The organism is Streptomyces milbemycinicus (assembly GCF_002154605.1).
GTDB classification, from domain to species: Bacteria; Actinomycetota; Actinomycetes; order Streptomycetales; family Streptomycetaceae; genus Streptomyces; species Streptomyces milbemycinicus.
The window spans coordinates 1-26,284 of the sequence record NZ_MUNE01000102.1; the positions used below are offsets into that span (position 1 = coordinate 1).

15 protein-coding genes are annotated in these 26,284 nt (G+C 72.5%); 10 read left to right on the forward strand and 5 right to left on the reverse strand.

What is annotated here, in order from left to right; all coding sequences use genetic code 11:
• The coding region (locus CCN51_RS09195) for an AMP-binding protein (RefSeq protein WP_245881594.1) at positions 1 to 1,100 on the reverse strand (1,100 nt) is incomplete at its 3' end.
• Positions 1,101 to 1,387: 287 nt separating this feature from the next.
• Here CCN51_RS09195 and CCN51_RS09200 point away from each other — a divergent pair.
• The 6 genes from CCN51_RS09200 (at position 1,388) to CCN51_RS09225 (ending at position 16,623) form a co-directional block, all read left to right on the forward strand.
• Positions 1,388 to 4,609, forward strand: a complete 3,222-nt coding sequence (locus tag CCN51_RS09200) for a non-ribosomal peptide synthetase (RefSeq protein ID WP_014181819.1) — start codon at positions 1,388 to 1,390, stop codon at positions 4,607 to 4,609.
• A complete protein-coding gene (locus tag CCN51_RS09205; protein ID WP_014181820.1) occupies positions 4,606 to 11,103 on the forward strand; it encodes a non-ribosomal peptide synthetase in 6,498 nt (2,165 codons plus the stop codon). The genes CCN51_RS09200 and CCN51_RS09205 overlap by 4 nt, the downstream gene beginning before the upstream one ends.
• Positions 11,104 to 11,276: 173 nt before the next feature.
• Entirely contained in the window at positions 11,277 to 12,356 is a 1,080-nt protein-coding gene (gntD, locus tag CCN51_RS09210) for a guanitoxin biosynthesis L-enduracididine beta-hydroxylase GntD (protein ID WP_014181821.1), read from the forward strand.
• 49 nt (positions 12,357 to 12,405) lie between these two features.
• Positions 12,406 to 13,176 (forward strand): SDR family NAD(P)-dependent oxidoreductase, encoded by a 771-nt coding sequence (locus CCN51_RS09215; protein ID WP_014181822.1) that lies wholly within the window; start codon positions 12,406 to 12,408, stop codon positions 13,174 to 13,176.
• A 70-nt stretch (positions 13,177 to 13,246) separates the two neighbouring features.
• Positions 13,247 to 14,878 carry a cytochrome P450 gene (locus tag CCN51_RS09220; protein WP_014181823.1) on the forward strand — a complete coding sequence of 544 codons (1,632 nt, stop codon included), beginning with the start codon at positions 13,247 to 13,249 and terminating at the stop codon, positions 14,876 to 14,878.
• Positions 14,875 to 16,623, forward strand: coding sequence for an acyl-CoA dehydrogenase family protein (locus tag CCN51_RS09225; protein ID WP_014181824.1), 1,749 nt, complete (start codon positions 14,875 to 14,877; stop codon positions 16,621 to 16,623). Before CCN51_RS09220 ends, CCN51_RS09225 begins: the two co-directional genes overlap by 4 nt.
• A gap of 18 nt (positions 16,624 to 16,641) precedes the next feature.
• Here the strand turns inward: CCN51_RS09225 and CCN51_RS09230 are convergent, their stop codons facing one another.
• Complete coding sequence (locus CCN51_RS09230; RefSeq protein ID WP_043488190.1) at positions 16,642 to 17,991, reverse strand: helix-turn-helix domain-containing protein; 1,350 nt, start codon at positions 17,989 to 17,991, stop codon at positions 16,642 to 16,644.
• Positions 17,992 to 18,416: 425 nt separating this feature from the next.
• Between CCN51_RS09230 and CCN51_RS09235 the strand changes: the two genes are divergently transcribed.
• Genes CCN51_RS09235 through CCN51_RS09250 form a run of 4 tightly spaced genes read left to right on the forward strand, consistent with a single transcriptional unit; the run spans position 18,417 to position 22,703 of the window.
• Entirely contained in the window at positions 18,417 to 19,784 is a 1,368-nt protein-coding gene (locus tag CCN51_RS09235; RefSeq protein WP_014181826.1) for an MFS transporter, read from the forward strand.
• A gap of 30 nt (positions 19,785 to 19,814) precedes the next feature.
• The gene (locus CCN51_RS09240) at positions 19,815 to 20,843 is read left to right on the forward strand and encodes a 3-oxoacyl-[acyl-carrier-protein] synthase III C-terminal domain-containing protein (RefSeq protein WP_055414068.1); all 1,029 of its coding nucleotides are present in this window, start codon (positions 19,815 to 19,817) and stop codon (positions 20,841 to 20,843) included.
• A 46-nt stretch (positions 20,844 to 20,889) separates the two neighbouring features.
• Complete coding sequence (locus CCN51_RS09245) at positions 20,890 to 21,189, forward strand: acyl carrier protein (RefSeq protein ID WP_055414069.1); 300 nt, start codon at positions 20,890 to 20,892, stop codon at positions 21,187 to 21,189.
• A complete protein-coding gene (locus CCN51_RS09250) occupies positions 21,186 to 22,703 on the forward strand; it encodes an AMP-binding protein (RefSeq protein WP_014181829.1) in 1,518 nt (505 codons plus the stop codon). The genes CCN51_RS09245 and CCN51_RS09250 overlap by 4 nt, the downstream gene beginning before the upstream one ends.
• Here the strand turns inward: CCN51_RS09250 and CCN51_RS09255 are convergent.
• The 3 genes from CCN51_RS09255 to CCN51_RS09265 are packed head-to-tail and all read right to left on the reverse strand — an operon-like array spanning position 22,675 to position 26,273.
• Positions 22,675 to 23,628 carry an HAAS signaling domain-containing protein gene (locus CCN51_RS09255; protein WP_014181830.1) on the reverse strand — a complete coding sequence of 318 codons (954 nt, stop codon included), beginning with the start codon at positions 23,626 to 23,628 and terminating at the stop codon, positions 22,675 to 22,677. The genes CCN51_RS09250 and CCN51_RS09255 overlap by 29 nt on opposite strands.
• The gene (locus CCN51_RS09260; RefSeq protein ID WP_043488197.1) at positions 23,625 to 23,963 is read right to left on the reverse strand and encodes a PadR family transcriptional regulator; all 339 of its coding nucleotides are present in this window, start codon (positions 23,961 to 23,963) and stop codon (positions 23,625 to 23,627) included. The genes CCN51_RS09255 and CCN51_RS09260 overlap by 4 nt, the downstream gene beginning before the upstream one ends.
• Before the next feature lie 33 nt (positions 23,964 to 23,996).
• A complete protein-coding gene (locus tag CCN51_RS09265) occupies positions 23,997 to 26,273 on the reverse strand; it encodes a DUF4118 domain-containing protein (protein ID WP_014181832.1) in 2,277 nt (758 codons plus the stop codon).
• Positions 26,274 to 26,284 lie beyond the last annotated feature (11 nt).

A 26,284-nucleotide genomic window follows, 5' to 3' on the forward strand; every position in this document is an offset into this window, starting at 1 on the left:
GGCAGCGGCCGGCCGCAGCCGACCACCGCCGTCCCGGCCAGGGACGTGGCGTCGCCACTGCCCTCGTCAGGCTGCCCCGTCGTCCAGCCCTCGCCAGGGGGCAGACCGGTCACCGCGAGGGTGGCCTCAGCGCTTCCGTACGCGGGGACCAGCGCGCCGCGGTCGAGGCCGTACGGGCCCAGCAGCGCGTGGAAGTCGCGCAGCACCCGCGGGTCGACCCGCTCCGCGCCGATGATCACGGCCTGGAGCGCATCGAAGCTCAGGCCCTCCAGATCGGCCGGCCTGACGCGGCGCAGGATGTACGACAGGCCGAAGTTGGGCATGGCCGTCATGACGATGCGCCGCTCGCTGAGGCAGCGCAGATAGCGCAGTGGCGAGCGGATGAAGTCGTCCGGCTGGAGCATCCACCCGTCGAAACCGGTGACGACGACGTTCAGCAGAAAGCCGACCAGGCCCATGTCGTGGTGGACCGGCAGCCAGCTGGCCGCGGGGCGGTGCGGGGCGCAGCCCAGCCAGGTGCCCATCCCGCCGATGTTGGTACGCAGCGCCTCGGCGGAGATCCGCACCCCGCGCGAGAAGCCGCTCGACCCGGAGGTGAACTGGAGCAGCGCGGTCTCGGGTGGTGGCAGTGGCCGCTCCAGCGGCTCGGTGTCCGCGATGAGTTGATCGAAGGCCACCGGTTCGTCGATGCCCTGGTCGGCGGCGATCTTACGCAGGCGCTCCAGCGACTCGTCGTCGCACACGACGGCCGCGGGGCGCACGGTCCGCAGCAGATGGGCGGCGTGCACCTCGTACTCGTCGGCCCGCTGGTAGGCGAACGGCGGGGCGATGGCGCACGGTGTCGCACCGGCGGCCAGAGCACCGAAGAACCCGGCGACGAAGCCCGGGCTCGAGCGCTGCACCAGCGCCACCACCTCGCCCCGCCCGACCCCGCCCGCCCGCAGCGCGGCGGCGGTGGTGAGCACCAGTCGGCCCAGGTCGCGGTAGGACCAGAAGTCCCAGCCGTCGTCGTGGTTCGCGTAGTACAGGCCACGCTCGGTGGACGCCTCGTCCAGCCAGTCGAGCAGGCCTCGGTCCGGGATTCCCAACGTCCCCGTCACGTCCCCGTCCTTTCAGGAGTGCACGGGCCACGCCCGTACGTCCAGGGGCGCGACCGCATGCCCGGCTGTCGCACAGCATCGCCACGAGGTCACGCGGCCACCAGGCAACCGGCCGGTAACTCGCCCGGGGCCGGGCGGCATTTCGACCAGCAACCGCGATTGCCGGTCGATTGCCTGGAAAGCGGCCACGCCACCGATGCAGCATCGACCGAGATTGCGAGCCCTTGGTGCGCCCGGCAGTCCGGCGGAGCGGCCCGTCGAGCGCAGGAGAGAGCGGTTACGACCCGATGACTTCACGCGACACCGAGCTGCTTCCGCTCACGGCCGCCCAGCGGGGCGTGTTCCACGCCCAGCGCCTCCAGCCCGACAACCCGGCCTACAACACGGTGGCCGCCATGGAGCTCCGGGGACCGGTGGACGGGGAGCTGCTGCGGCGGGCGATCCGCCGCGCGGAAGGGGAGAGCGGCAGCTGGGACGTAGAGCTGGTGGAGCGGCCGGACGGGCTGTACCAGCGGCCGGTCGGGCCCGGCTGCTCGACGTGGCGGGAGATCGACCTCAGTGGCGAGCCGGATCCGCTCGCCACGGCCCACGCGCTGATCGACCGCGACCGTGCCACCCCGCGCGACCTGTTCCAGGACGCGTTGTCCGGCCACGTCCTCATGCGGATCGGCCCCGATCACCACGTCTGGTATCAGCGCAGCCACCACATCCTGTCCGACGCCTTCGGCTCCGTACTGCACTCGCGCCGGATCGCGGCCCACTACGAGGCCCTGGCCGCCGGGGCGGAGCCGACGGGCGAGCCGCTGGGCCGCCTGGAGGAGCTGCCGGCGGAGGAGGCGGACTACCGCGCGTCGGACGACTACGCCACGGACCAGGAGTACTGGAACGGGGTCTTCGCCGAGCGGCCCGAGGCCGTGTCGCTCGCGCCGGGGGTGCCGACCGGCGCCGCGGGGCGCGCGCTGTCGGTGACGACGGCGCTGTCGGCGGCCGAACTGCGGGCGCTGGGGGCCGCGGGGCGGGACGCCCGCGCCCCGTGGACGGTGGCGATGCTGGCGGCGGTCGCCGCCTATCTGCAGGGCATGACCGGGGCCCAGGACCTCACCGTCGGTGTCCCGGTCACCGCGCGCGTCGGCACCCGGACGCGCAACGTGCCCGGCATGCTGTCGAACACCCTACCGCTGCGACTCACCGTCAGCCCGGCCGCGGGCCGGACCGCGCTGGTCCGGCAGGTCGCACGGCGGCTCGGCGAACTCCTCACCCACCAGCGCTACCCGTACGACGAACTCCGCCGCGACCTGCGGCTGTTGGGCACGGATGAGCAGCTTTTCGGCGTACTGGTGAACATCGTGCCGGCGGGCTCCGAGACCGCGTTCACCGGGCTCGAGGCCCGCCTCACCGCGCTGTCCGGCGGCCCGGTCACCGACCTCAACATCACCTGCCACCCCGGGCCCGACGGGCAGGGCGCGCGCGTCGAGTTCGAGGCCAACCCCGACCGGTACACCGCCGCCGAACTGGCCGCGCACCAGGCCCGTTTCACCGAGTTCCTCGCCCGGTTCCTCGCCGCCCCGCCGGACCTCCCGCTCGCCCGCGTGGACGTCCTGACGGCCGCCGAGCGCGCCCAGGCGCTGGCCGTCGGCCGGCCGCCGGGGCCGGCGCGGGATATCGCGCCACGGACCTTCCCGGAGCTGTTCGAGGAGCAGGTCCGCCGGACACCACACGCCCCCGCGGTACTCACCCCCGAAGGCGCCCTCGACTACGCCGAGCTGAACGCCCGCGCCAACCGCGTCGCCAGGGCCCTGGTCGCACTCGGTGCCGGCCCCGAGCGCCTGGTGGCCGTCGCCCTGCCACGCGGCGTCGCCGCGCTGACGGCCGTGATCGCGGTGATGAAGGCGGGCGCCGCGTACCTCCCGGTCGACCTCGGCTATCCGCGGGCGCGTATCACCGCCATGCTCGATGACACCGAACCGCTGCTCCTGCTGACCACCCGGGCGGCCGACGACACCACAACAGCCCCCGACGTGCCACGGCTGTATCTGGACGAGGCCCCCAGCGGCCAGTTGGCAGGACTACCGGAAACCGACACCGACGCCGACCTCGACGACCGCGACCGCCGAGCTCCGTTGCGGCCGGGCCACCCGGCGTATGTCATCTACACCTCCGGCTCGACCGGCCGCCCCAAAGGTGTCCTCGTCACCCATACGGGCCTGGCCGCCCTGCTGCGCCACCAACACAATCAACTCCAGCTGACCCCGGACACCCGGGTGCTGCAGTTCGCGTCGCCGAGCTTCGACGCCTCCGTGTGGGAGCTGTGCGTGGCGCTGCTCACCGGCGCCGCCGCGGTGGTCGCCCCGCCCGAACGGCTGGTGCCCGGGACGCCGCTGGCCGAGCTCGTGGCCGAGCTGGGGGTCGACTGTCTGCTGCTCGCCCCCTCGGCACTCTCCGCCATGCCACCGGACAGCCTGCCCCGGGGCATCAATCTGGTCGTCGGCGCCGAGGCCTGCCCGCCGGAGCTGGTCGCCCGCTGGTCCCCGGGACGGCACATGGTCAACGCCTACGGCCCCACCGAGGCGACCGTCATCGCCACCCAGACCGGGGCGTTGTCCGGCCGTACCGTCCCGCCCATGGGGCACTCGGTCCCCGGCGGCCGGATCCGGCTGCTCGACTCCGCGCTGCGGCCGGTGCCGCCCGGGGTCGCGGGCGAGGTGTATCTGAGTGGCGACGGGCTCGCCCGCGGCTACCTCGGCCGCCCCAAGGTCACCGCCGAGCGGTTCGTCGCCGACCCGTTCGGCCCGCCCGGCGCACGGATGTACCGGACCGGCGATCTGGCCCGGTGGACGGCGGACGGCGAGTTGGCCTATCTTGGCCGCGCCGACAGCCAGGTCAAACTGCGCGGCCACCGCATCGAACCGGGCGAGGTCGAAGCCGTACTCGCACAGGCGCCCGGCGTCGGCGGGGCGGTCGCGGGCGTCCGCGAGGACCGGCCGGGGATCCGACACCTGGTCGGGTACGCCGTCGCCGCCGCGGACACCGACCCCGGCGAGTTGCGCGAGTTCGTGGCGCGGCGGCTGCCGGCGTATATGGTCCCGGCGGTCGTGGTGGTGGTCGACGCCCTGCCGCTGACGCCGAACGGCAAGCTGGACCGGGCGGCGCTGCCCGCCCCGCGGTTCCAGGCCACCAGCGCGTACCGCGCCCCGACGAGCGAGCGGGAGCGGGTGCTGCACGAGGTGTTCACCGACGTGCTCGGCGGGGAGCGGATCGGCGTGGACGACAGCTTCTTCGACCTCGGCGGCGACTCGGTCGTCGCCATGCAGCTGGCGGCCCGCGCCCATGCGGCGGGACTCGCCGTCACCAGCAACGACGTCTTTCGCCACAAGACCATCGCCCGGCTCGCCGAAGTGGCCCAGGACACCGGCCCCGAACCCGGGACACCGCGGGACGCCGGGAGCCTGCTGCACCTCGACGCGGAAGAACTCGACGAGCTCGAAGCCCAGTGGGAGACATCACGGTGAAACAGACATCCCTGGAAACGGTGCTGCCGCTCTCCCCGTTGCAGCAGGGCATCCTCTTCCACGCCCTCTTCGGCGAGGGGGACACCGAACGAGGGCCCGCCGGGCCGGTTGACTTCTATACCGTGCAGACCCCCCTGGAACTGGTCGGGCCGCTCGACACCGAGGCGCTGCGCCGCTCCTGCCTCGCCCTGCCGGCCCGCCATGCGAGCCTGCGCGCCGGGTTTCTGCGGCGCCGCTCGGGCGAGCCCGTCCAGGCCATCGCCCGCGCGGTCGAGCCACCGTGGGAGGAGGTCGACCTCTCCGGCCACGGCGCCGAGGAGCGCCGGGCGCGGCTCGCCCGGCTGCTGGCCGAGGACCGCGCCCGGCGCTTCGAGATGACGAAGCCGCCGCTGCTGCGCTTCACCCTGGTGCGGCTGGCATCCGACCGCCATGTCCTCGTGCTCACCAACCACCACATCCTGCTGGACGGCTGGTCGCTGCCCCTGGTCCTCGCCGACCTGTTCCGTATCTACCGGGACGGCGGCAGCGCCGAACGGCTGGAGGCGGCCCCGTCGTTCGGGGAATACCTCGGCTGGCTCTCCGAACAGGACCACGCGGAGGCCGAACGCGCCTGGCAGGCAGCGCTGTCCGGGCTCGACGGCGCGACGCTGGTGGGCGGCGGAGCGGGCACCGGCACCTCCGACCGCGGTCAGCAGCGCGTCGTCGCGGAGCTGTCCGAGGCCGATACGGCACGGCTGACCGACGCGGCCCGCTCGCGCGACCTCACCACCAACACCATGGTGCAGGGCGCGTGGGCGCTGTTGCTGACGGCGCTCACCGGGCGGCGGGACGTCGTCTACGGAAACACCGTCGCCGGGCGCCCGCCCCAGCTCCCGGGCAGCGAGCGCATGGTGGGCCTGATGATGAACACGGTGCCCGCCCGGGTACGGGTCGACCCGGCCGAGCCCGTGGCGGACCTGCTGGCCCGTATCCAGCGCGAGCAGACGGCCCTGACCAGGCATGAGTACCTGGGTCTCGCCGATATCCAGCGCGCCGTCGGCGCCACCGAACTCTTCGACACCACCGTCGCATTCGAGAACGTCCCCGTCGACGAAGCCGTCCAGGGGTCCTCGGTGGCGGGGCTCACTGTCACCCTGCTGCGGGACGCCGTCGAGGACGCCTTCGAGGGCACCCACTATCCGTTGAGCCTGGCCGTCCACCCCGGCGCCCGGCTCCGCTTCGAACTCAACTACCGCGAGGACGTCTTCAGCGGTGAGGCGGCGGCCGAGGTGGCGCGGCGCCTGTGCGCGCTGATCCGGGACATCGCCGACCGGCCCGAGGCTCCGGCCGGGCGGCTGCCGCGGTGCTCCGACGGCGAGCGGCGGCGGATCCTGGGCGCGTCGAGCGGCCGGAGCGTGGCGTACCCGGACCAGACCCTGCCCGAGCTGTTCGAGGCGCAGGCCCGTACGACCCCGCACGCGGTCGCCGTCACCGATGCCACGACCAGCCTGACCTTCGAGAGGCTGGACGCCGACGCCACCCGGCTCGCCCGGCTGCTCGTGGCGCACGGCGCCGGCCCGGACCGCCTGGTGGGCGTCGCCCTGCCCCGTACCGCGGCCGCCGTGACGGCGATCTGGGCGGTCTGGAAGTCGGGGGCCGGATATCTGCCGCTCGACACCGAACACCCCCCGGAGCGGATCGCGGCGATCTGCGCCGAGGCAGGACCTGCCCTCGTCCTGGCCACCGCTGAGACCGCCCACGCCGTACCCGAAGGGGTGGCGGCCCTCCTGGTCGACGAGGCACCGCCGCCCGAAGCCACGGACCTGGACACCGCTGGGAGCTTCGGTGCGCCGCTGCCCGGCCACCTGGCGTATGTGATCTACACCTCCGGCTCCACCGGACGGCCCAAGGGGGTCGCCGTCGAACACCGCAACCTGGCCAATATGTTCCACAGCCACCGGGTGAACTTCTTCGACCCGGAGCGGACACGGGCGGGCGGCCGGCCGCTGCGGGCGGCGCTCACCAACTCGCTCGGCTTCGACGCCTCCTTCAGCCAGCTGCTGTGGATGGTCGCGGGACATGAACTGCACATCGTCGACGACACCGTGCGCAAGGACGCCCTGGCGCTGGTCGACCGTGCCGTGGCGGCGGAGGTCGACGTTCTCGACACCACGCCGTCCGTCGCCCGCCAGATGCTGGCCGCGGGCATGTTTCAGGCGCCGGGGGAGCGGCACCGGGTGAGTGTTCTGGCGCTCGGTGGCGAGGAGGTCGCGGACGGCCTGTGGGCCGAACTGCACGCGGTGCCGGGCCTGTCGGTCTACAACCTCTACGGCCCCGCCGAGTGCACCGTCGACGCGATGCTCTGGCACGGCGAGGGCCGGCCCGCCATCGGCCACCCCGCCGACAACGCCCGGGTGTATGTGCTCGACCCGTTCCTGCGGCCGGTGCCGGACGGGGTGGTCGGCGAGCTGTACATCGCCGGTGCCGGGGTCTCCCGCGGCTACCTGGGACGCCCGGGCCCGACGGCGGAGCGTTTCGTGGCCGATGTGTTCGGCCCGGCGGGCGCCCGGATGTATCGCACCGGTGACCTGGGGCGCCGCGGTCCGGACGGGGTCGTGGAGTACTGCGGGCGAGCGGACTCCCAGGTCAAGATACGCGGCCACCGCGTCGAACTGGGCGAGATCGAAGCCGCGCTGGCGGCGGCGCCCTCGGTGGCGCGGGCGGTGGCGGCGGTGTCCACCGACCCGTCCGGTGTACGGCGCGTCGCGGGCTACGTATGCCCCTCGCCCGGCGCCCGGCCCGACCCTGCCGAACTGCGCGACGCGGTGGCGCGCCGGCTGCCGGCGTATATGGTCCCGGCGGTCGTGATGGTGGTCGACGCCGTGCCGCTCACGCCGAACGGCAAGGTGGACCGGGCGGCGCTGCCCGCGCCGAGTTTCCAGGCCACGGGCGCGTACCGGGCCCCTTCCACCGAGCGGGAGCGGGCGCTGCACGAGGTGTTCGCCGATGTGCTCGGCCGCCCCCGGATCGGCGTGGACGACAGCTTCTTCGACCTCGGCGGCGACTCCATCATCGCCATGCAGCTGGCGGCCCGCGCCCACCGGGCCCAACTGGCCATCACCACCAAGGACATCTTTCTCCACCCCACCATCGCCCGGCTCGCCGAAGTGGCCAAGGACATCGGCGCGCGGGACGAACCGCGAGGTCAGGACCGTGCGCCCGCGGGGCCACTGGTCACGCTCTCCGACGCCGAGCAGGCGGAACTGGCCCAGGACGGGCGGCGGATCGCCGAGGTGCTGCCGCTGACGCCCCTCCAGCAGGGCATGCACTTCCACGCGGTGCTCGCCGCCGACGGCGTCGACGTGTACACGGCCCAGGCCCCCGTACGGCTGACCGGCCCGCTGACGCCCGACGCACTGCGCGAGGCCGTCGGGGCAGCCGTCGCCCGCCACAGCGCCCTGCGGGTCTCCTTCACCCTGCTGAGCTCCGGCCGTCTGGTCCAGGTGGTGCACGAGGAGATGAGCGTGCCCTGGCGGGAGGCCGACCTCTCGGGGCTCGCCGAGGACGAGCGCCGCCACCGCCTCGCCGAGCTGATCGACGAGGACCGGCTGCGCCGCTTCGACCTCGCCCAGCCGCCGCTGCTGCGGGCCACCCTGGTCCGGCTCGCCGCCGACGACCACCTGCTGCTGGTGTCGTACCACCACGGGCTGCTGGACGGCTGGTCGCTGCCGCTGTTCTTCCGCGACCTGTTCGCTCTCTACTCCGGTGGCGGCAGCAGCGCCGGGGACCCGCCGCCCGTGCAGTTCGCCGACTTCCTGCGCTGGCTCGCCGCCCAGGACGCGGAGCGGGCGGCGCGGGCCTGGCGCGAGGAACTGGCCGGCCTGGACGAGCCGACACTCGTCGCCCCCGACGCCGAGGCCGCCGCCGCCACCGTGCCCCATCTGGTGACCGAACTCCTCGACCCCGAGCGGACCACCGCGCTCGCCACCGCGGCACGGAGCGCGGGGCTGACCCTCAACACCGTGGTCCAGGGCGCCTGGGCGGTGGCGCTCGGCCAGCTGCTGGGCCGCGACGACATCGTGTTCGGCGCGACCTGCGCCGGACGCCCGCCGGAGCTGCCGGGCTCCGAGGACATCGTCGGCCTGCTCATGAACACCGTGGCGGTCCGGGTGCGGCTCGACCTGGCACGGCCACTCGTCCAGGTCCTGGCCGACCTCCAGCGCCGACAGGCCGAGCTGGGCCCGTACCAGCACCTGGGCCTCGCCGAACTGCAGCGGACCCTTGGCCTCGGGGAACTCTTCGACACCGTCGTCGGGTTCGAGAACACCCCCGTCGACGGCGAAGCCGTCCAGAAGCACATCCCCGGCCTGCGGATCTCCGTCGACGACCGGCCCGTGCCCGGCGCCACCCACTATCCGCTCAGCCTGGTCGTGGTGCCGGGCGAGCGCCTGAGCCTCGAACTCAGCTACCGCGCCGACCTGTTCACCGCCGAGGCATCCCAGAACCTGCTGACCCGGGTGGGCAAGGTCCTCGAAGGCTTCGTGACCGACCCGGCGGCGCCGCTGGGCCGTATCGACCTGCTCACGGCGGGGGAGCACAAGCGGTTCCGCGCCGCCGCCGACGGCCCGTCGCACCCCGTCGTGCGGACGTTCCCCGAGCTCTTCGAGGAGCGGGTCCGGGCCCGGCCCGAGGCCGTCGCGGTGTACGAAGGGCCGCTGGCCGTCAGCTACGCCGACCTCAACGCGCGGGCCAACCGGCTGGCCCGGGCGCTGGTGGCCCAGGGCATCGGGCCCGAGGACACCGTCGCGGTCGCCGTGCCCAAGTCGGCCCGCTCCGTGCTCGCCGTCGTCGCCGTACTCAAAGCGGGCGCCGCCTATCTGCCGCTGGACCTCGGATACCCGCCGGAGCGGCTGCGCCAGGTCATCGCCGATGCTCGGCCCGCCCTCGTCCTGACCACCGCCGAGGCGGCCGGGCCGATGGCCGAGGCGGGCGCCGGACGGACTCTTGGCCTGGACGGCGCGGATGCGCCATCTCAACTCCTCGCCATCAACGAGGAGTTGACCGACGGGCTGTCCGGCGAGGACCTGACCGACGCCGACCGCGTGGCGCCGCTGCGGCCCGAGAACACCGCGTATCTCATCTACACCTCCGGGTCGACCGGCCGCCCCAAGGGTGTGCTGGTGCCCCACCGCGGTCTCGCCGCCCTGGTCGCCCAGCAGCGCACCGGTCTGCGACTGCGCGCGGACGAGCGGGTGCTGTTGTTCGCCTCGCCGAGCTTCGACGCGTCGGTGTGGGAGCTGACGACCGCCCTGCTGACCGGGGCGAGCGCGGTTGTCGCGCCCGCCGACGAACTGCTGCCGGGCCCGGCCCTGGCGGCCACCGTGGCCCGCCACGGCGTGACCACGCTGCTGCTGCCGCCGTCCTCGCTCGCCGTGCTGCCCGAGGACGGACTGCCGGCCGGTGTCACGCTCGTCGTGGGCGGCGAGGCATGCCCGCCCGAGCTGGTCGAACGCTGGTCGTCCGGGCGCCGGATGGTCAACGCCTACGGACCGACCGAGTCGACCGTCATGGCCACGATGAGCCGCCCGCTGGCGGGCCGGACCAGACCGCCGCTCGGCGACCCGGTCGCGGGGGCGCGCGTCTATCTGCTGGACGGCGCGCTGCGACCGGTGCCGGTGGGGGCGCCGGGTGAGCTGTATCTGGCGGGCGAGGGGCTGGCGCGCGGCTACTTGGGCCGGGCCCGGCTCACCGCGGAGCGGTTCGTGGCCGACCCGTACGGCGCGGCCGGGGCGCGGATGTACCGCACCGGCGATCTGGCGCGCCGTACGCCGCACGGCGCCCTGGAGTATCTGGGCCGGGCGGACCAGCAGGTCAAGGTGCGCGGCTTCCGGATCGAACCCGGCGAGATCGAGACGGTGCTGGCCGACGACCCCGCGGTCGCCCAGGCGGTCGTGGTCGCCCGCGAGGACCCGGCCGGCCGACGGCTGGTGGCGTATGTGGCCCCGGCCGCCGACGCCCTGCCGGATCCGGCGGCCCTGCGCGGCCGGGTCGCCGCCGCCCTGCCCGACCATATGGTGCCCGCCGCCGTCGTCGTCCTCGACCGGCTGCCCGTCACGCCGAGCGGCAAGCTCGACCGGGCGGCCCTGCCCGCGCCCGACTTCTCCGGCACCCCCGCCTCCCGGTCGCCCCGTACCGCCATCGAGGAGCGGCTGTGCGCGCTCTTCGCGCAGGCCCTCAAGGTGGAGCGGGTCGGCATCGACGACAGCTTCTTCGACCTCGGCGGCGATTCGATCAGCTCGGTCAAGCTCGTCACCCTGGCCCATGCCGACGGCCTGGACATGGCGCCGCGCGATGTGTTCACCCACAAGACGGTGGCCGCGCTCGCCGACGCGGTGAAGGAGCTCGCTCCGGACACCGGCACGGCCACCGACGAGGCCGAACTGGAAGAGCCGCTGATCACCCTGGACCAGCACGAACTCGACGCCTTCGCCGAGGACTGGCAGGAGCCGGTCTGACCCCCGGCGGCGGCCGGACACTTCCATCGCACGACCACTGGGCCAATACGGCCGGGACCCTGCTCGGCCGGCTCCGTGGGGCACCACCACGCGGCCCGGCATTGGTGCGCGGGCCGCACAGGACCGAACGACGGACGACCCGAGCGGTCACGACCCGGTGGAGGACCATCGACATGACAAGCACGTACCCCGCTGCCCGCGCCCTCCGCCCGGGAGCGGCCGATCCGGTCCCCGACGTCCCCGACACCCCTCTCGAATACCACCTCGACGCCCACGAGGCCGCCGAGCTGCGGGCCGTCGTGGCACGGTTCGCGGACACCCAACCTGCCCCCGACCAGCCGGAGTTCTACGACGGCGACCACGCGGCCGAGGAGCTGCTGCCCGCCGGGCTGCGCGGCTTCCTCCTCTCGTACCGCCGCACCGAGAGCACCGCCGCGTGCCTGGTGCACGGCTTCCCGGTGGACGACGGCCGGCTCGGCCCCACCCCCGGCCACTGGCGCGAGGCCATCGGCGGCCGGGCGGCCAGGGCACAGGAGCTGTGGCTGGCGATGTGCGGTCTTGCGCTGGGCGACCCGTTCGGCTGGGTGACCCTCCAGGAGGGCCGCATCATCCAGAACATCCTGCCGATCCGCGGCGACGAGCGGCGCCAGAGCGGCTACGGCAGCGAGAGCCTGCTGGAGTTCCACACCGAGGACGGTTTCCACCCCAACCGCTGCGACTACCTGCTGCTGTTCGGCCTGCGCAACCGGGACCGGGTGCCGACCGTCGTGTCCTCCGTCCGCGACGTCCGGCTGAGCGATCACGATCGTACGGTGCTCGCCGAGGAGCGCTTCCACATCCTGCCGGACACCGAACACATCCGGCAGCTGGAGGCGTCCGCGCCCCGCCACCCCGCGCTGCCCAGGCTGTACGCCATGACGGACCGGCCCGTGCCCACCGCCGTGCTCTTCGGCGACCGGCTCAATCCGTATCTGCGCATCGACCGCCCCTTCATGCGGGTGGGCCCCGGGGACAGCGAGGCGGCGGCCGCGCTCGACCGGCTCATGGACGAACTGCGGCGCGTTCAGCGGGAGATCGTGGTGGGCCCCGGCTCGCTGCTGATCGTGGACAACTACCGCGCCGTACACGGCCGCCGCGCCTTCACCCCGCGGTACGACGGGACCGACCGCTGGCTCAAGAAGCTGACCGTCAGCCGCAATCTACGGCGCAACCTCAGCGGATACGCCCTGGAGCACCCCCGCGTCATCGTCTGAACCCGGCCCCGCGCCCACCCGGTCTCCTACGGAAAGGCAGCCACACCCCATGCGCACCGTCATCGTGTCCGGCGCGTCCAGCGGAATCGGCCACGCCACCGCCGAGAGGTTCGCCCGCGGTGGCGACTACGTGGTCAACCTCGACCTCCAACCGCCCGCCCCCGGCACAGTGGACGGCCCCCGCGAGGGCGGGGGCCAGGTCCGCTGGGTCGAGCTTGACGTCGCCGACTGGTCGGGCGTCCGCGCCGTCGTCGACCAGGTGCACGCCGAACTAGGCCGGATCGACGTCGTCATCGCCAACGCCGGCATCAGCGTCCGGCACGGCATCCTCGACCTCACCGAGGAGGAGGCGCGGCGCACCCTGGACGTCAATCTGATGGGTGTCCTCGCGCTGTGGCGCCACGCCGTCCCGCATATGCTGCGCCGCGGCGAGGGCGTCCTGCTCGCCACCGCGTCGGTCAACGGCTCCCGCGGCTATCCGCTGTACGCGGACTACAACGCCAGCAAGGCGGGGGTGGCCTCGCTGTGCCAGACCTTCGCCATCGAGCTGGCCCCCCTCATCAGAACCGCCTGCGTGGCGCCCGGCGCCGTGCTGACGCCCATGCAGCGCGCCGAGTACACCAACGCCATGCTCGACGAGGTCAACGAGCGCATCCCGGCCCGCCGCCACGCCCTCCCCGAGGAGATCGCGGACGTGTTCCACTTTCTGGCCTCCCCGCAGGCGTCGTTCGTATCGGGCCAGCAGTTCGTGGTGGACGGGGCCGAGACCGCCGGGGCGACCACCGCGTTCTTCCCCGGACCGACCAAGCCCCTGGGCTGAGCCCACCCCGCACCCCGTACCGCAGCGTCCCGCGCCCCAGCGTCCCGCCACCACGCCTAAGGAAACCGCCATGGACACCCGCCGGGCTCTCCCCCCACAACCGCTCGACCAGCTGGATCTCGCCGATCCCCTGCTGCACGCCCACCACGACCTGGGGCCGCTGTGGCGCCGGCTGCGCGCCGAGGCCCCCGTGCACTGGCAGCCCGAGACCGCGCGCGGCCCCGGGTTCTGGGCGGTGAGCGGTTACGCCGATGTGGTCTCGGTGCTGGGCGACAGCGAGACCTTCACCTCCGAACGCGGCAATGTGCTCGACACCCTGCTGGCGGGCGGCGATTCGGCGGCCGGGCAGATGCTCGCCGTCACCGACGGCAGACCGCATCAGGCGCTGCGCAGCGCACTGCTGAAGCCGTTCTCACCGCGCTCCCTCGATGTGGTGGTCGACAGCGTCCGGCGCGGTACCCGTGCGCTGGTCGAGGAGGCGGTGGAGCGCGGCGAGGTGGACTTCGCCGCCGATGTGGCCGCGCATATCCCGCTCGCCGCCATATGTGATCTGCTCGGCGTCCCGGCCGCCGAGCGGCAGCACATCATCGACCTCACCTCCGGCGCGCTGTCCTCGGCGGACGGCGCGCCCACCGAGGAGGCCACCTGGGCGTCCCGGAACGGCCTGCTGCTCTACTTCTCGGAGCTGGCCGCAGAGCGCCGCGCCAAACCGTACGACGACGTGGTCAGCCTCCTGGTGACCAAGGAGATCGACGGCCGGCCGCTGACCCACGAGGAGATCGTCTTCAACTGCTACAGCATCATCATGGGCGGCCATGAGACGACCCGTTTCGCGATGGTCGGCGGTCTGCGGGCGCTGATGGAGCACGAGGACCAGTGGCAGGCCCTCAAGTCCGGCCGGGTCGCCACCGCCTCGGCCGTCGAGGAGGTGCTGCGCTGGACCACCCCGGCCCTGCACAGCGGCCGGACCGCGACCCGGGACGTCCTCCTCGACGACCGGTTCGTCGAGGCGGGGGACATCGTGGTCACCTGGCTGGCCTCCGCCAACCGCGACGAGCGGGTCTTCGACCGGCCGGACGAGTTCGACCTGTCCCGCACCCCCAACAAACACCTGTCGTTCGCGCACGGCTCGCACTTCTGCCTCGGCGCCTTCCTGGCCCGCGCAGAGCTGACGGCACTGCTGGAGAGCGCGCGGGACCTGGTCGACAAGGCCGAGCCCGCGGGCCCGCCGCGGTATGTGTACTCCAACTTCCTGAGCGGCATGTCGGCGCTGCCGGTGTCCCTCACGCCGAGTTGCCGTGTGCTTGCCGGGCCCGTTGCCTGGGAGGGGCCCACGGCTGGGCTTACCGTCGGAAACATGACTCACACTCCTGCCGCCGTCGGCGCCGAAGCCGTCTCCGCCGTGGTGTGCGGCATGGTCCGGCTGGTCGCCCCGCGCAAACTCGACCAGGTCGAGCTCGACCACCGGCTCGTCGGCGATCTCGGCTTCCACTCCCTCGTACTCGCGGAACTCGGCTACAACCTGGAGGATCTGTACGGCCTGAGGGCGCTGACCCCGGAGGAGACCATGAAACTGGAGCGCGTCAAGGACGTGATCGAGTTCGTCTCCACCGAAGTGGCGAGCGGCCGGGCACAGCTTCCCGACGAGGAGGAGCTGTCCGACCTCTTCGCCCGCTACGGCGCCGACGCCCCCACGGCATGACCGGCGAGGTGTCCGACCGCCCCTCCTACGCGCTGGCCGCGGACTTCGAGCGGGTGCTCGGCGACCCGGCGGCGAGCGGCGGTCCGTTCAGCCACGCGGAGACGGTCGAGCACGAGGAGCTGGGCGCGCTGCCACCGGGGGCGGTGGACCTGGTCCGCTCCTGGGGGTTCAGCCGGTATCTGGTGCCCGAGGACTTCGGCGGCGGGCTGCGCAACCTGGAGCAGCTGGTCCTGCTGACCCGTGCGCTCGCGCGCCGCAATCTGACCGTCGCGGTGATGTTCGGCTCGGCGCTGCTCGGCGTCAACCCGGTGTGGCTGTGGGGCGACGAGGAACGGCGGGCCCTGGTGGCGCGGGGCGTCCTCGACGGGGATCTGGCCTGTTTCGCGGTGTCCGAACCGGACCACGGCAGCGACCTGGGGACCAACGAGACGACGGCGTCGCCGGACGGTGACGGATATGTCCTCACCGGGGAGAAGTGGCCGGTGGGCAACGCCACCCGGGGCCGTTTCCTCAGCGTCTACGCGGCCGTCGAGGGCATCGGCCCGTCCCTGCTGCTGGTCGACAAGCGGCAGCTGTCTGCCGGGAGCTGGGACAACCACCCCTTCGTCCGGACGGTGGGCCTGCGCGGCCACGATCTGAGCGGGATCACCTTCCGGGGCACCGAGGTGCCCGCCGGCGCGCTGCTCGGCCGCCCCGGCGCGGGCCTGGCCCAGATCCTTCAGGTGCTGCAGATCACCCGCACCGCCATCGGCGCGCTGTCGCTCGGCACCATGGACTCGGTGCTGCGGATCGCGCTGCGCCACGCATGCTCGCGGGTGCTGTACGGGCAGGAGATCTACCGCATCCCCGTCATCCGGCGGCACTTGGTGCACGCGCATCTCGACCTGCTGATCGCCGAGTGCACCACGCTGCCGGTGGCACGCGCGCTGTCGGTCGCCCCGTCCCGGCTCAGCCTGTGGTCCTCCGTGGTCAAGTACCTCGTACCGACGCTGGGCGAGGAGGTCGTGCAGGAGTCCGCCCGGGTCCTGGGGGCCCGCGGCTATCTGCGCGAGGGCGTGGCCTCCGGTGTCTTCCAGAAGCTCCAGCGCGACCATGCGATCGCGAGCGTCTTCGAGGGCACCACCCATGTCAACCTCCATGGCATCGCCTCGCAGCTGCCCACCGTGGCCCAGGTGGCCGACCGCCCCGCCCCCGGCCAGGACGGTGTGCTGCGGCAGCTCTTCGACTGGTCCCAGGAGGCCCCGGTGTGGCATCCCTCGGGCCGGGCGCTGCGGCTGACCAACGCCACCGAGGACGAGATCACCCGGGGGTGGGGCCCGGCGGTGGCCGAGGCGCGCCTGATCGCGGAGCGCGAGCTGGCGGTGTCCGAGGCCGATGCGCTGCTGAAGGTCCTTGACGCGCTGTCGGCCCGCCGGGCTGCCTTCTATACGCGGATCGCCGCCGAGTCGCTGGACGCGGCGACGACCGAGGGACAGGACCGGGCCGCGGAGCACTGCGTCCACCACGCCGCCGCCTCATGCCTGTACACCTGGCTGTACTCCTTCGCCGGGGAGCGGGCCTCGGCCGGGGGTACGGGATGGCTGGTCCTCGTACTGCAACGGCTGCTCGCCCGGCTCGACCCCACGGCCGGGCTTGAGGAGAGCCTGCTGCCCTGGCTGGAGGAGCTGATGTTCGCCCGCCTCGACGGCCCGGAGTACTTCTCGCTCCGGGCCGTCAAGGCAGCCGCCGGAACGGCGGAAGGCTGAGAGGGGGCCGGCCGCCGCTCAAGCGGCGGTGTTCTGGGAGTGGCGCGCCAGCTGCGTCACGACATGCCGCACCAGGGCATGGATGCGATAGGTGTACTGCCGCTCCCGGTGGGTCTGGACCAGCGAGGCGTCGGCGAGCTCGGCCAGCAGATGGGCCACCCGCACCATCTCGGGGCGGCGGCTCGGCTGGGCGGTCAGCACGTCGTCGAGTGAGAAGCCGTCCGGCAGGGCGACCAGGTCGTGCAGCAGTTCACGGTGTGGCGCGGGGAGCAGATCGTAGCTCCATCGCACGCTGTCGGACAGTGTGCGATGCGCGCTCAGGCCCCCCGTGTCGGCCTGGCCGAGCAGATGGAAGAGCGTGTCTTCCTGGAGGAGCGAGGTCAGCGGGAGCGATCGGAGCCGCTGTGCGGCGATCTCGATGGCCAGGGGCACCCCGTCCAGGAGTTGGCACAGCGTGGTGACCAGCGGGAGGTGATGGGCGAGATCCAAGGTCGGCAGGGCGGCCTGCACCCGGCGCAGCAGGAGCTCCACCGCGCTCGGCACGGGCATGTCACGGCCCTTGGGGCCGTCCACGCGCAGCGGTTCGACCTCCCAGGTCTCGGCCGCGCTGGCGGCCAGGGCGCGGCGCGAGGTCACCAGCAGATGGAGCCCGGGATGCTCGTCGAGCAACTGCCGCGCGGCACGGGCCGTCTGCTGCGCGACATGTTCGGCGCCGTCGAGCACCAGCAGCCGCCGGCCGCCGCGCGCGCCCGCGAGAGAATGTCCGGATACGCCGGTGAACTCCCGTGTGACGCGCGTCAACTCGGCACGTGCGTGTGCGGGGTCGAGATGTTCGGGCGGGCAGTCGCGCAACTCGACGACGGCGACTCCACCGCGGAACAGCGGACGCAGCCGGGACGCCGCCGCGAGGGCCAGCCGTGTTTTGCCCACCCCGCCAGGACCGGTGAGGACGACCAGCCGACTGCGCTGGGCGGAGGCCAGAACATGGCGCATATCGAGCTGTCTGCCCACTAACGGATCGCCGAGCGGCCGGGGGCCGTGCCACGGCGAGGGCTCCGACGAGCGGCCGCGGTACGCCTCCGGGCGCTGTTCGGGCAGCGCCGCCATGTCGTCCGCGCCCCACGGTGCCGTCTCAGAGGGCGCGGCGGGCGCCGCACCCAAGGCGCTGAGCAGCAGGGCCACCGAGGTTCTGCGCGGGTTGGTGTTGGAGCCCGTCTCCAGATTACGGATCGTCCGCACGCTCACCCCGGAGCGCTCGGAGAGCTCTTCTTGAGTCCAGCCGGAGATTCGGCGTTGGCTGAGCAGAAAGTCGCGCAACTGATGAATGTCGGTCCCGTCGAACGACATGAATTCATTTGGAATCACCATGGAGTGAGTCCCCCTTGCTTCCCCGCTTGTGCATGCTCCAGAACCCGAAAAGTCATGTGCACGCAATGACAATGTCCCCGTAGAACAGCAAGAAGACCGAGGTGTGACGGTGTGGCAAGAACCGGACCCTACTCGACAACTCGGCCGAGTGGGAGTGGTAGTCTTGACATGAAAGCGCCAGGTGTCCACTAGTTGACAACTCCGCCAATGCGGCCCGAAGTGGACATCCCGACATTACGCGCTCTTGAAACATTCTTTCTTCGTCACACGGCCGCTCCCCTCGGTGAGCGGCAATTCTCCCCGTGAATTGCCGGTGCACTGCCTGGCCCGGGCCGACACACATCGACCAGCATGCTGCGCGAGATCCACAGCGGGGCCCGGAGCCCCAACGGGCGAGATGGCGAAGGAACAGGGGGGCGCAGGCGATGGCGCAGTCACGTCCCGAGGAGTCCGAGGAGACACAGGGCACTCAAGGGAAGCGACCGTCGCTCTGGCGCAACCGCGACTACCTGTACTGGTGGTCCGGAAACGGCCTTTCCACCCTGGGCACCAGCGTCTCCACGCTCGCCTTCCCCCTGCTCATGCTCTACGCCACCGGGTCCGCGACCCAGGCCGGCACCATCACCGTGCTGCATATGCTCGGCAAACTCGGCACCCTCGCGGTGGGCGGAGCGCTCGCGGACCGCGTGTCGCGCCGCGCCATCCTGTGCCTGGTCCCCCTGGTCGAGGCGGTGTCGATGGCCGCCGTCGCCCTGCTGGTGTACCGGGGCGACCCGCCGGTCCTGGGGCTCGACGCGCTGGCGCTGGTCAGCGGGTTGGCCGCCGGGCTGAAGGTCGGCGTCTCGACACCGGTGCTGCGCCGGATCGTCCCCAAGGAGCAGATCGCCACCGCGACGGCGCAGGGCATGGGCCGCGACATGGTCGTACAGCTCGTCGGCGCCCCCCTCGGCGGGCTGCTGTACTCCATGGCCCGCTGGATCCCGTTCCTCTTCGATGCCGTGTCCTTCGTCTTCATCACGCTGAGCTCGCTGTTCATCCGCCGCCCCCTCGGCCCGGACCGGCACACCGACGGCGAGCGGCGGACCGGCCTGGCCGAGGACATGAAGGACGGTCTGCGGCTCATCAGACGCAGCGACTATCTCGTGTTCACCCTCGCGTGGGGGGCCCTGCTCAACACCGTGGCGCAAGGGCTCACCCTGCTGTTCGTCGTGCTGGTACGGCACCGCGGTGGCGGGCCGACCGCGGTCGGCGTCGCGACCTCGCTCGCGGTCGCCGGCGGTGTCATCGGGGCCGTCGCCGGACCGTGGCTGATGCGCAGACTGGGCGCGCGGCGGGTGCTGATGCTCTCCGCCTGGGTGTTCGTGGCCTCCTTCGCCGTCGTGGCGCTGGTGCCCGAGCCGTGGCAGATCGGTCTGGTCCTGATGGCCGGCATGGTCAGCATGGTGCCGATGAACGTCGTCATCGAGTCGTACGAGGTCCGGCTGGTCCCGGACGCGTATCTGGGCAGAGTCGCCGCAACCAGCCAGTTCTTCTTCCAGGCGCTGCAGTGGATCGGTCCGCTGGCGGCCGGTGTGCTCGCCGACGCCCTGGGGGTGGAGGCGGCCGTGCTGATCCTGGCCGTGGCCATGGCCCTGCTGGCGCTCGCACTGCACACCGCCCGGCGCCAACTGAGCGTGCTGGACATCCCGCTGGCCGAGGTGGTCGAACTTCCGCCCCCGCCCCCGGCGGCCGGCCGCCCGTCCGAAACCGAACCCGTTCACCCGCACGACGGGGGCTCGACCCTGCAGCGGTGAACACCCACCGTGGGAGCGAAGGGACAACACGTGGCCACTTCAGTGGAGATGGGCATCGTCGCGACGGGCACGTCCTTCGGCGAACAGCGTGGTGTGGCCGAGACGGCCGGTGCGTATGTGCCCGACCCCGAGGTCGTCGGCGCCCTGGGGTACCGGACCTACCACCGGGTGGCCGACGGTGACACCGCCACCGACCTCGCCGCCGAGGCGGCCCGCGAGGCGCTGGCGAACGCGGACCTCGACATCGTCGACATCGACCTGATCGTCGTCGGCCACTCCGATGTCCCCGAGTATCTGGGCTGGGACTCCTCGGCCGCCGTGGCCCGGGCGTTGGGCGCGTACGGCACCCCCACCGTGCTGTGCACCCAGGTGTGCGCCGCCTGGTCGGTGGCGCTGGACCACGCGGCCGGTGCGATGGCGCTCTCGGCCGACACCGGGACCGTGCTGGTGGTCCTGGTCAACGCGGCCAGTGAGGCGCACACCAACAGGATGGACTTCAACGGGGCCATCGCCAGCGACGGCGCCGTCGCCGCGGTGCTGCGGCGCGGACACCCACGCCTGCGGCGGCTCTCCTCCGCCCACTTCACCAACCCCGAGTACGCGGACTTCTTCCGCATCGAGTTCGGCGGTTCCGCCGCTCCCGTACCGCCCGCGGGCCGCGACAATCTGCATGCGGACCCGATGGTCGGGATCTTCCGCCACTTCGACCGCGACCCCGGGCGCTTCCAGGCGTTCATGAAGGAGATCAGCGGGCGGATCGCGGACGTGGTCGACCAGGCCCTCTCGCGCGCCGGCAAGGACCGGACCCAACTGGCCCGGCTCATCTACCTCAACGACAACCAGCAGGCGATCCGCGAGGCCGCCGACGCCGTCGGCCTCCCCATCGAGCGCACCAACGCCGAACTCGCCCGCGAACTGGGCCATATGGGCGCCGCCGACCAGCTGATCTGTCTGCGGCGCCATATCGAGGACGGCGAGGTGGCGCCGGGGGATCTCGTGGCACTGGTGGGTGTCGCAGCGCCGGGCATGCACTGGTTCTGCACGCTCATCGAAGTGTGAGCCCAACGATGTGTGAGGACGTCAGGGATCAGTGGAGGGAAACAGCATGTCCGCCCAGCCCCACCCCGCACCGCCGACCGCGCCCGCCGTCTCCGAGGACGACATCGCGGCCTTCGTCGTCGAGCGGTTTCTGCCCGGCGTCGACGCGGCCGAACTCGATGCGGAGTACGACCTGCTGGCCACCGCCGTGATCGACAGCCTCGGTGTGCTGCGGATCGCCGAATGGCTGGCGGACCGCTATCGCATCGTCGTCCCCGACACGGAACTGACCAGCAGAAACTTCCGCTCGGTCGGCGCCATCCGGAGCACGGCCGAACGCGCGGCGGCCGGAGAGGGACACGTATGACCGGCACGTTCGTCACAAGGTTCGCCCAGCACGCGGCCACCCGGCCCGCCGCGCCCGCGCTCGTCTGGGAGGACCGCACGATCGGCTACGCCGAGCTGTACGCGATGGCCTGCCGGGCCCGCGCGCAGGTCGAGACCGCTGCCCCGGACGCCTCCCGCCCGGTGGGCCTGCGGATGCGTAAATCCCCCGAGGCGGTGGCCCTGGTGCTGGGCGCCCTGATGGCCGGCCGCCGCATTCTGCTGCCGTCCCATGAACTGCCCGACACTCCGGCGAAGGAGCTGTACGAGCAGGCGGGATGCGGCGTCGTCCTCGGCCTGGCCGCCGGTCCGCTGATCGACCAGGTGGTGGACCCGCACACGGTGTCCGGGAGCGCCGGAGGGCCGCCGCCGACACCGGTCGCTGACGACGCCATCGGCTTTATGCTCACCACCTCCGGCTCGACCGGCCTCCCGAAGATCGTTCCGCTGTCGTTCGGGGCGGTCACCCGGTTCACCGCGTGGGGGGCCGAGACCTTCGGGATCACGCCGGGCACGGCCGTACTCAACTACGCGCCGCTCAACTTCGATCTGTGTCTGCTGGATGTGTGGACCACCCTCGCGTACGGCGGCACGGTCGTCCTGGTCGACCCCGACCGGGGCGCCTCGGCGGGCTATCTGCGCGATCTGGTTGTCGACCACCGCGTCTCGCTCATCCAGGGCGTACCGCTGCTGTTCCAACTGCTCGTGGAGGCGGCGGCCGGCGAAGAGCCGCTGGCCGGGCCCGAACACCTCGTCTTCGCCGGTGACAGCATGCCCGCACGGGTGCTGGCCGGGCTCTTCACGGTCTTCCCCAAGGCCCGCTGGTACAACAACTACGGCTGCACCGAGACGAACAACAGCTTTCTCCACGAGGTGGACCGCGCCCGGCCGGTCCGCACCCCGCTGCCGATCGGCCGCCCACTGCCGGGTGTCAGCTGGCTGGTCGTCGGCGGGAACGGGCGCGCGCTGACCGGCCCCGGACAGGGCGAGCTGCTGGTCAACACGCCCTTCCAGACCACCGGTTATACGAATGTGCCGAGCGAGGAGAAGTTCGGCCCGCATCCGGACGGCGTCCCCGGTCTCGTCTACTACCACAGCGGCGATATCGCCACCCGGCACGAGGACGGCTCCCTCAGCATCCTCGGGCGCACCGACTTCATGGTGAAGGTACGGGGCTTCCAGGTGAGCACCCAGCAGGTCGAGGGCATCCTGCTGGACCATCCGGCGGTCGTCGAGGCCGCCGTCGTCGCGATCCCCGACCCGGTGGCCGGACACCGTCTGCACGCCCGGCTCCGCCTCGCCGAGCCGGGCTCGGTGGGGGTGCTGGCCCTGCGGCAGTACTGCGCGGAGCGCACGGTGCGGGCGGCCATCCCCGGGGTGATCGAGACGGTGGCGGACCCGCTGCCCAGGACCTCCACCGGCAAGATCGACCGGAACCGGATCAGGGAATCCCTGGCCGGGGCGAGTATCAGCCACGCGCCGCGCGGAAGCTCTTGAACACCGCGCTCACGCCCAGGGCGAGCACGATCAGCGCCGTGCCGGCATAAGCCTGGTCCGTTGATGACCACAGGGTGTCGGCGTCCGCGAGGAAGTCCGGGTTGAAGACGGACTTTTCATTGAACACCCAGGCCAGCGGAAGCGTGAACATCGCCTGGGCGACGGCGTTCCCAGCAGCCAGGGGGACGGTCCAGCCGCGTGCGGCCACCCGGGCCAGCTGGACCACCACGAGCCCGGCGAGCCCGGCGAGCATCGGCCACACCCAACCCGACCACAGCCCCGGGTCCAGCACCTCGATCCGCTTGGTGTCCCCGCCCGCGCCGTCCGCCCGGTAGGGCTCGGCGGTGTGCTGCCAGATGATCAGCCCGACCAGCAGCCCGTACCACACCGCCGCGGCGCAGGCCGCCACGCCGCCCTTGTCGGGCTGCCGGACCTCGGGCAGGTCGTCGGGTGTCCAAGTGGCGGCATCGACCACGCCCTTGTGGTGCCGGACCCGCTCCATCACGCCGAACACCACGGTGAGCACGGCGATCATCTGGCAGCCGAGCGTGAACAACGTGCCGATGCCGGAGCCTATGGCCGAGCCGAGGTTGTCGTCGTCCAGGACGTCGAGTACGACGAGCCCGAAGGTGACCGCCGGCAGTAAGGTGCACAGCAGGGTGACGAGCAGTCGGATATACGTCGGATAGAGGTCGGGGCCGATCAATGCGAGCGGCCGGTCCGTATAACGAGAGGCGTACCTGACCGGATCGCCCAGCTCGCTCAGCACCTCGCGCTCCGCCACCCGCGGGTCGGCCGAGCCGCGCCCCTCGACGGTGTCGGCGATGGTGGTGCGCAGCTCCTCGGCGATATCGTCCCGCTGCTCGGCCGGGAGCCGCCGGACCACCTCGTGCACATATCGCTCAGTGAGCACGCTCGTACTCATCCGCTCTCCTTGGTAAGTCGTGAAATCGAGGAGACAAGGTCCTGCCACTCGCGCACCAGACCGGTGCGGACCCGGGAGCCGTCGGGGCTGACCTGGTAGAACTTTCGCGGCCTGGACTCGTCGGTGTTCCACTCGCTGGTCAGCAGGCCCTGCTTCTCCAGCCGGCGCAGCAGGGGGTACAAGGTGTTGCCGTCGACGGTAACCCCCGCGTCGTTCAGCGTCTCCAGGAGCGCATAGCCGTAACTCGGCTTCCGGAGCAGCGCCAGACAGGCCAGCACGACCGTCCCGCGGCGAAGCTCCTGAGCCTGGGCAAGGGTCAGTTCTTCTACGGACACGCGTCACACGATACTGTGCGGCACACACTAATGTCACCCCTCGGGGTCGGGGTGCTGGGCCACGGTCGGGAGCGTGATCGTCACCGAGGCCGCCCCGCCGCCGCTGGTGTGTTCCACGGTGCCGCCCATGGCCTCGGTGAGGTCGCGGGCCAGCCGCAGCGACGGGCTCTCGCGCTCGCCGTCCACCGCGCCACCGGTGGTGTCGCCCGCGATCCGGACCGTCAGCCGGTCCGGCAGCGCCTCGGCCGTGAGGGTCGGCGGGGCGTCGGGCGGGCTGTGGCGCAGGGCGTCGGCCACCAGCGTGGCCAGCACCCGGGCGAGGAGGGCGGCGTCGGCGATGACATCGGGCAGCCGTTCCGGCAGCCGCAGCGAGATGGAGTGGCCGCCGGGGCCGAGGTCGTCGAGGGCCGCGGTCAGCGCCTCGTCCAGATCGACCGGGCGCAGATAGAGGGCTGCGGCGCGCGGTCGGCCCTGCTCGTCGAGGTCCGTCCCCGCGCCGCGCCGGGCGAGTCCGCCCTGGGTGTGGGCGACGCCGATCTGCGCCGCACACGCGGTGAGGATGCGGCGGTCGTCGCCGCTGAGGCCCCGGCCGCGGGCGGCCAGAGTGAGACGGTCGTCGATGGGCGCCTCCACATCCGCGTCGTACGGTCGCTCGGGCGGCCGGACACCGGTGCTGGCGACGACGTACCAGCGGGGTTCCGGGCCGTGGTCCGTACCGCGTTCCAGCAGGCTGACCGCGGTGAGGGAGAAGTTCTCCCGCACCTGTTCCAGCAGGGTCGGCAGGGGCTCCCCGCGCATCATGGCCGCCGCCATCCGGCTCAGCGCCCGGGCCTCGGACGTCGCGCGGACGGCCTGGTACGTATGGCGGGCGGCTGTCCCCGCCGCGCTGCCCACCAGCCACGCGGCGGCGAGGAACACGACCAGCCCGACGACGTCGACGCCCCGTTCGACCTTGAAGGAGTGCAGCGGCGGGGTGAAGTAGTAGTCGGTCAGCAGGCCCGCCGCGACCGCGGTGAGCAGCGCGGGGAGGCGTCCGCCGACGAGCCCGGCCAGCACGACGGCCAGCAGGTAGAGCACCAGGGCGCCGGACAGGCCGACACCCGTGCGCAGCCCGGTGAGTACGAGCGTCATCAGGGGCAGCAGCAGCGCGGCTCCGACGAGCGCGGACCAGTACCGCACCGGTCCGGTGCCGCCGTGGCCGGGCCGGGGCAGCCGGGGCGCGGAGGCGCCCGCCGCCGCCTCATGGGTGACGATGTGGACGTCGATGGGGCCCGAGTCATGGATGGTCCGCTGCCCCACACCCGCGTGCAGCAGCAACGAGAACCTGCCGCGCCGGCTGGCGCCGAGCACGACCTGGGTGATGTTCTCGGCCTCCGCGAACTGCAGCAGCGCCTCGGGGATGTCCTCGCCGGTCATCTGGTGGTAGCTGCCGCCCATCGACTCCACCAGGGAGCGCTGGCCGGACAGCGCGGCCGGGTCGCCCCGCGCGAGCCCGTCGCCGGGCACGACATGGAGGGCCAGCAGCTCGCTGCCGGGCGTACAGGCGGTGATCCGGGCGGCACGGCGGATCAGTGTCTCGCCCTCCGGGCCGCCGGTCAGGCCCACCAGAATGCGCTCCCGGGTTTCCCACGGGGCGGTGATGCCGTGTTCGGCGCGGTAGCGCTGCAGACCCTCCTCCACCCGGTCGGCCAGCCACAGCAGGGCCAGCTCGCGCAGCGCGGTGAGGTTGCCGACGCGGAAGTAGTGGGTCAGGGCCGCCTCGATACGGTCCGGGGGATAGACGTCGCCGTGCACCAGACGCCGGCGCAGCGTCTCGGGCAGCAGATCCACCAGCTCGATCTGGTCGGCGCGGCGCGCCACCTCGTCGGGCAGGGTCTCGTGCTGGGTGACGCCGGTGATCTGGCGGACGACGTCGTTCAGGGACTCCAGGTGCTGGACATTGAGCGTGGTGACCACGTCGATGCCCGCCTCCAGCAGCTCCTCGACGTCCTGCCACCGTTTGGCGTTGCGCGACCCCGGCACATTGGTATGCGCCAGCTCGTCGACCAGCGCGACCTGCGGACGACGGGCCAGCACCGCGTCGAGGTCCATCTCCGTGAACGACACCCCCCGGTGGACCAGGGTGTGGCGGGGGATGGTCTCAAGCCCCTCCGCCAGCGCCGCGGTCGGGCGCCGCCCGTGCGGTTCGACCAGGCCGATGACCACCTCGGTGCCCAGGGAGCGCAGCCGCTGGCCCTCTTGGAGCATGGCGTACGTCTTGCCGACCCCGGGGGCCGCCCCGAGGTGGATCCGCAACCGTCCACGGGCCATCGGCGTACTCC

Excerpts from the sequence above, each read along its gene's own strand:
- CCN51_RS09255 (WP_014181830.1), bottom strand. The coding sequence starts at position 23,628 with ATGAGTACGAGCGTGCTCACTGAGCGATATGTGCACGAGGTGGTCCGG.
- CCN51_RS09235 (WP_014181826.1), top strand. The coding sequence starts at position 18,417 with ATGGCGCAGTCACGTCCCGAGGAGTCCGAGGAGACACAGGGCACTCAA.
- CCN51_RS09225 (WP_014181824.1), top strand. The coding sequence starts at position 14,875 with ATGACCGGCGAGGTGTCCGACCGCCCCTCCTACGCGCTGGCCGCGGAC.
- CCN51_RS09265 (WP_014181832.1), bottom strand. The coding sequence starts at position 26,273 with ATGGCCCGTGGACGGTTGCGGATCCACCTCGGGGCGGCCCCCGGGGTC.
- CCN51_RS09250 (WP_014181829.1), top strand. The coding sequence starts at position 21,186 with ATGACCGGCACGTTCGTCACAAGGTTCGCCCAGCACGCGGCCACCCGG.
- CCN51_RS09220 (WP_014181823.1), top strand. The coding sequence starts at position 13,247 with ATGGACACCCGCCGGGCTCTCCCCCCACAACCGCTCGACCAGCTGGAT.
- CCN51_RS09215 (WP_014181822.1), top strand. The coding sequence starts at position 12,406 with ATGCGCACCGTCATCGTGTCCGGCGCGTCCAGCGGAATCGGCCACGCC.
- CCN51_RS09245 (WP_055414069.1), top strand. The coding sequence starts at position 20,890 with ATGTCCGCCCAGCCCCACCCCGCACCGCCGACCGCGCCCGCCGTCTCC.
- CCN51_RS09230 (WP_043488190.1), bottom strand. The coding sequence starts at position 17,991 with ATGGTGATTCCAAATGAATTCATGTCGTTCGACGGGACCGACATTCAT.
- gntD (WP_014181821.1), top strand. The coding sequence starts at position 11,277 with ATGACAAGCACGTACCCCGCTGCCCGCGCCCTCCGCCCGGGAGCGGCC.
- CCN51_RS09200 (WP_014181819.1), top strand. The coding sequence starts at position 1,388 with ATGACTTCACGCGACACCGAGCTGCTTCCGCTCACGGCCGCCCAGCGG.